This window comes from Micromonospora sp. MP36, assembly GCF_008119785.1.
Lineage (GTDB): Bacteria > Actinomycetota > Actinomycetes > Mycobacteriales > Micromonosporaceae > Micromonospora.
In genome coordinates, this window is the sequence record NZ_VSFA01000199.1 from 1 (window position 1) to 6,102 (window position 6,102).

The 6,102-nt window shown below is 60.2% G+C and carries 4 protein-coding genes; 1 reads left to right on the plus strand and 3 read right to left on the minus strand.

The features are described 5' to 3' along the window. The first annotated feature begins 583 nt into the window (after positions 1-583). On the plus strand, positions 584-2,950 hold the full coding sequence (locus tag FXF52_RS40065; protein WP_148804859.1) for a DUF262 domain-containing protein: 2,367 nt from the start codon (positions 584-586) through the stop codon (positions 2,948-2,950). A 93-nt stretch (positions 2,951-3,043) separates the two neighbouring features. Here the strand turns inward: FXF52_RS40065 and FXF52_RS40070 are convergent, their stop codons facing one another. From FXF52_RS40070 to FXF52_RS40075, 3 genes are all read right to left on the minus strand, one after another. Next, the gene (locus tag FXF52_RS40070; protein ID WP_148804860.1) at positions 3,044-4,615 is read right to left on the minus strand and encodes a DNA phosphorothioation-associated putative methyltransferase; all 1,572 of its coding nucleotides are present in this window, start codon (positions 4,613-4,615) and stop codon (positions 3,044-3,046) included. Positions 4,616-4,814: 199 nt separating this feature from the next. After that, on the minus strand, positions 4,815-5,786 hold the full coding sequence (locus FXF52_RS44365) for a phospholipase D family protein (RefSeq protein WP_370518113.1): 972 nt from the start codon (positions 5,784-5,786) through the stop codon (positions 4,815-4,817). Next, a partial coding sequence (locus FXF52_RS40075; protein ID WP_222870944.1) for a hypothetical protein occupies positions 5,779-6,102 on the minus strand: 324 nt, incomplete at its 5' end. The genes FXF52_RS44365 and FXF52_RS40075, both read right to left, overlap by 8 nt.

Below are 6,102 nucleotides of genomic sequence, written 5' to 3' on the forward strand. Positions count from 1 at the left end.
CCACCAAACGCATCACCAACGAAACCACCCCAACCTGGCGAGACATCTGAAGCCGGCATCACCCGCAAAATACGTGAATCAGACGCCCTCTAACACTGCCCGAAGCATTGGGGCTGCCTACGCAGCCGCGCGTTGTTGTCGCGCTTCTGGCCGCGGCGTCTCCCCACTTCGGCATCCGCCTTTTCAGCCCCACTGAGGAGGGAGTAAAAGTCCGGAGTGAGGCCTCCCGCAGAGGCGCGTAGCAGACAGTCACGGCGAGCCGGTTGGTTGTCCCGATCAATATCGCCTTCCATGGCTATTGACACAGCGGAGTAGCCAGGGCGATCCGGCCAAACGGATGACAGCCCGGGGGTCCCGCTGGCGGGACTACCAACGGTACTGTCCGAGGGACCACCAGTGGGGAGGTGGTGACCGTGCATGCCGAGCCGGATTGGGCCGCCAGACGAGCGGGTGATCCGACCGGCTGGCCGGACTCTTCCAGCGAAGACCGCAGAGGCAAGCGGGAGGACTGGGAGCATGGCCAAGGTCACCTAGCGTGTGCATTGCGGCCTGTTGATAGGGACGCGGGCATCAGTAGGGGGCGATGGAAAGCGTGGCCGTCGAAGTTGAGATCGAAAGCCTCTTCCGTCCTAGTTCGGCGTCCATCCGCCAGCTGCTGTCCGACATGGCTGGTGGATTTGCAATCCCTTCTTATCAGCGACCTTACCGGTGGAAGCCAGCAGACATTAAGCGACTCTTCGAGAGCGTGATAATCGGCCTAGAGCGACTCGTCGACGACGTCGAAAGTGTGACATTTATCGGCGCGATGATCACGGTCAGCGGCGTCGGTAGTCAGCACAAGACGAGACCCAAGGATCCTCGTCAGGTAATCGATGGACAGCAACGGCTCTCCACGGTTCTCCTAATAGCCGCCGCTGCCCATGAAACGCTGAAGCGCGAGGCTCAAAATGTCAAGCGCGAGATCAGAGGTGAGCAGGAGCACGAAATTGCCGGCTGGCTACTCGACCAATGCGGCGAGATTCAAGAGCAACTACTCGGCTGTCTTGCAGATGTGAAGACGTACGGCGATCCTGACTATAAGATGCTTCCCAAGATTGTCCGAGAAATAGCCGACATATGGTCAACCAAGCAGGAATCTGCCCGCTACATATCTCCGGTCTCCCACCTGCTACATGAATACCTGCAATGCGCTCGCACAGACTCGCAGTATCGCCCCTCTGTGCCCAATACGGCCATAATGCCAGAGGGAGTGGGCAGTTCCCAGCAAGACCACGAGCTGCTACACCGCCGCTTTGCAACTATTCAGGGTCTAATCAAGGACGTAGCCGGCGGTCGCGAAGGGGAGCTGGCGGATGCAGTAAATCTGGAGATCCTGCTCGCCCCCAAGTCGAAGGTGCTTTCCGGGCTCTTCGGTGACGTAACAGAGGATCACACCCCGAACCTACGGCTCTTCACCAGTCACAACCCCAAGGCCGCTAACGTCCTTAGGCTAATGCTGTTTTCCAGGTTCCTTCTCGAGCGCGTTTCGCTCACGCAAATTAACGCCCGCAACGAGGAGTACGCCTTCGAGCTCTTCGAGTCCCTGAATTCCACCGGCGAACCCCTCACCTCCTTCGAAACGTTCATACCCCTAGTTGTGGAGAGGGAGGGCCCCGAGAAGTACGTCCAGACACCGAGCTACCAGCACGTGTCGTTGACCAGCAAGCTGCTGTCTGAACGAGGCGACGCCGTTCAAACCGAGACGGCGCGTCTCATCACCAGTTTTCTGCTGTCCGATGCTGGCCAAAAAGTCGCAGCGAAGCACAACGAGCAGCGCCGTGCGCTAAGTAAGCGTTACAACGAGGCTGAAAACCAGTCACAAAGACGCGACATGACGCAACAACTGGCCGACAACGCGTTTATGTACTTCAAGGTTTGGCGAAATCCCGCTCACCTCGTGACACTTGCCGGATCGGGACCACACCTAACGCTTGACGCTGAGTCACAGTTCGCGCTCGGCTTCCTGCGTGAGATCAAGCACACGATCGTTCTAGCGCCGCTGGCTCGCTACTTTTCCGCTTTCCGCGCAACGCCTGATCCCTTCACGCTTGCTGAATTCCAGAGGGCGGTAAAGGCCTGCGCTGCCTTCTCGATTCTCTGGAGGGCCTCCCACGGTGGCACAGACGGAATTGACACCCGCTACAGAGCTCTGATGCGCGATGGTGTCCAAGACGAAGCGCAGGCAACGGTAGTTGGCCCTATCGCTAGGACTCGCGACAAGCGTCATGACGTAAACCCCCTACCACCCGCTACTTCGTTTGCCGCTGGACTGAGAACCATGGCCCGTACAGCCAGGACCTATTTCTTCAGCGATCGCTCCAGCTTCATCAAGGCCGCAGAGACACGTCCCGTCTACGACGAGAACGAGTTGGCTCGTGTGCTGCTCCTGCTTTCTGCTCACCATTCCGTTCCTGCAGGCACCAGCGGCCACACGAAGGATGGCGTGCATTCGGACAGCACCGACATGCTGCGGCCCGAGCGCTGGAACCTCGACGATCGGCTAGTGACCATCGAGCACGTGGCCCCGAAGGTGCCGCGAGTGCCAAGCGGCTGGTCCAAGGACGTCTACGAAGATTCGGGGTTGGTACACCGCCTTGGCAACCTAGTGCTCCTGCCCTTAGATGACAATGCTTTTCTCAGCAACCGGAACTGGTGGGAAAAGCGGTTTCTGTATGGCGCCCTCGCTGCAGACGATCCTGACCAGACCGAAAAGATGCTGCATGACGCCGAGAAGAAAGGGGTCAAGGTTTCGAAGGAGACACGAGAAAAGATAATCGCACGTCGTCGGCATCTGCCGATGCTCGAGACCATCTCGCTTTACGAAGGCGAGTGGAATAGGGCGTTTATTGAGGAGCGCACCCGGCGGCTTCTGGGACGCGCCTACGACGTCTTGAGCACGTGGCTGGGCTAGGCGGTCCAACGCGGATCGAGGGCAACAACAACCGAGTCTGCCGCGTGGCCCACTGGAACTCGCTTCCGTGAGAGGCAGGTCTGCGCACGTACCTCAAGACTCGTTCGCGGCTCTCACAAGGCGATGGCCTGCGAGTCGGTAGCCCAGCTCGTCGAGGCGGCGCTGCCATCCAGCACGGGTGCCGATGGTCAGTGCCTCTTCGAGCAGCCCCGCGCGTTCTTCCTGCCGCGTCAGTCGGGAGAACTTCTCGCGTCCTGGGTAGCCCTCGGGTACGAAGGTCTCCTTGCGATGCAGAACCGGCGGGTTCGCGGAGGCGCTGAAATCCCGATACTTGACGTGCAGCCTGGGCAGGTCCGCCCTCAGCGACACGGACAGTGCTGGATGCGGATCTTGGTCGAAGGACGGGTAGGCCAGGTACGACACTTTGGCTGCCGTTCGTGTGAACTTAATGAGGGTAGCCCCGGGTACCGCCCCCGTGAGCGCTCGCGCGCAACCCTCATAAACCCTCAGGAGCGGATCGAGGGATCCGAGTGCACTCGCGTGCACGTAAAGCGCATCCGGGGTGAGCTTGCCGATCGGGGACCCGGTACACACGGTGTTGATTGCCCTCTGGTTCGCTACCTGGCGCAGCAGCAGGTCTGCCTGCTCGCAGGCAGCCTTGTACGAGCCGAATAGAGCCTTCACATCAAGTGCTACATCCGGTGGCAGCCGCGACGCCTTCGGCCGTCCTGTGAGAGCGGCGAGGGCGAGGTAGACGAGCAGGTCTTTGGAAGCACGGTCACGGGCGGCCGCAAAATCACCATCCCAATCCTTCTCCCCCAATACTCGGCGTAGCACCGCGGCGGCCCGCTTGACGGATGAAAAAGCATCAGAGATCTTTTGGCCATTGTTTCCAAGCTCCCACGCCTCGGGGAGCCGGCCTCGGCCTGTGACAAAGGCAGCGAGGCTCTCCATCGCTTCGCGGTTGGCATCATAAAGCACGTCGGTTACTCTCGGCCGACATACTGGGACAGGGCGATACCGTACTCGTGAGGCGAGGAACGACTGTGCTCGGACCTCGTCGCGGAACACGTAAAATATGCCCGGCGCGGCGGCGACACTCCGGACGCTCAGTCCGCTGTCAAGCCACGCGCGAAGCTCTTCCTGAGCGAAGAACTTCTGAAAAGTGCCCTTGCTAGTGATGATTCCGTCGCCGTGTGGTCGTCCCAATACGCTGCGCGCTTCCCAGTCCGGACGTGCCGAAACGATGAGAACCTCGCCAGTGAGCGCCCATGCAGAACGCAACGCCTCCAGCCGCTCGGCGGGATCCTCGATAACGTTGACCACGTAGCCGAGGTTGACGACGTCTGCTGGGCGGATCTTGGCGTCCGGCCTGTGCGCCGGGTCCCAACCACGCGCCTCGTAGCCCATAGCAGTAAGCCTTTGGAGGTCGCCTCCCCGGCCACACCCATAGTCAAAGAAGCTTGAGCTAGGCTTGAGGATCTCGTCGGCAATCGCCAGCGATACCGGCTTGGAAAGGTCGGTGCGCACCATCGCCGTGAGGTGGCGCTTGGAAGCTGGACCCGCGCCTTGGACTATGGTTGGCACTCCAACTTTCTCCTTCGCACATCGGATGTTGCCCCACGTCGAATGCCACGCTAAGGGAACAAGATCGCCTTGTTGCATGCACTGCTTGCCCTCCTCCCGCCAGCTCACCTTACAAAGCACGTGCGGTAGCTAACGAGGATCCGGCGACAGCCACCCATAAGAGGACGCCCATCCGACCGCCAGCCTCAAGCCAGCAAGGCACCGCCTCGGCAAGTTTTACCCGCCACAGCCCGAAATACGGCTCCTGTTTAGCAAAGTCGCCGAGGAGGTCCGCGGCCTACGCAATCCGCACACCGCGGACCAGCTCAGGGCCTCCCTCGCCATAACGCTGTCGAAATTCCCCAGACAGAAAGGTGGCGAGCCAAGTCCTCAACGTGGCCCACTCCGAGCCAGTCATTCCGTCGTCGCCCCCAGCCGAGTTGCCAAACTCGCGCCGTAGTAGGTTCTGGCCTTCTTCCGGCCGGATGCAGTCTTGTGTCTGGCCGAGCACGAGTCCCACAATCGGGCTCTGCCGAAAAACGGCCGATACGTACCTCAGGAACACCGTTTCCGACGGGAGCCCATCCGGGATACCGAGGACCCGCAAGTCGTGAGAAGCATCCTCGTACGTGGTCCTATTGACCATGTTCCACTGCCTGAGGTAGGTCCGATACAAGTTATGGTTTCCAGGCACTCGACATCGCGGAAGCCATCCAGCCAGAGAGTTCCGCGTTCCTTCATCTACGATCGGGACTTCCCCTTCGGCCGGCGGGCGCTGAGGGGGAATGAGCAACCCTTGTCGATCTGCAACAACCCGACGCATCTCCAAATAGATTTCCTCAGTAACCTCGACCGCGTTCGATTCAAGCCGCTGAAAGAAGGTCGACAACCTCTCGTCGTCCACGGACACGGCTATTAGAAGCTCGAGGTTTGCCCTCGGCGCCCAGCCCAGCGCCGATCCCGTCACATTGGCGGAGCCAACAAAACAGGCTTCATCGACTCGAAACGCCTTTGCATGCAGGTCGTATCGGAGCCGGAGCGACCCTCCCTGCCCTCGCAGAAGGGGCCACACTTCTAGGTCGGACACATTGGCGACCACCTCCTCAGGCCGCCAACGCGTGTAGCAAGTCACGGGCACGCCTGCAGGCACTGCGTCGAGCAACCGCCGCAGAGCGTCCGCTTTTATGAAGGGAGCAACGAAAACCACCTCTGATCGGGCTCGCGTTATCGCCTGAACAAGCTCGCTGCCAAGGGCAGGAATATCATCCATTGCTCGCCGCAACCAGCTCGACGTCGCTGTCAGCGAGGAACTGCCGGGCCATCTTCCCCCACTCTTGGCGAACCTCAACCACCTTGTCTCGCCGCGCTCCCTCGCGCTCCTCCATCTCGTAACGCGCCCAGGCGCAGAGCAACATCTTCAACGTGTCAGAAGCACCATAGATACGCGCCTTAAGAGCCGCGATGTTATCCGTAACCAGGTCCGGATCGAGCATCTCTACGAGCTGCCGATAGGCAGGATGCTTGGTGTTGAATACCACTTCGGTCACCCCGGGCAGAAATTCCGGGTGAAAGAAGGACGTGCTTTC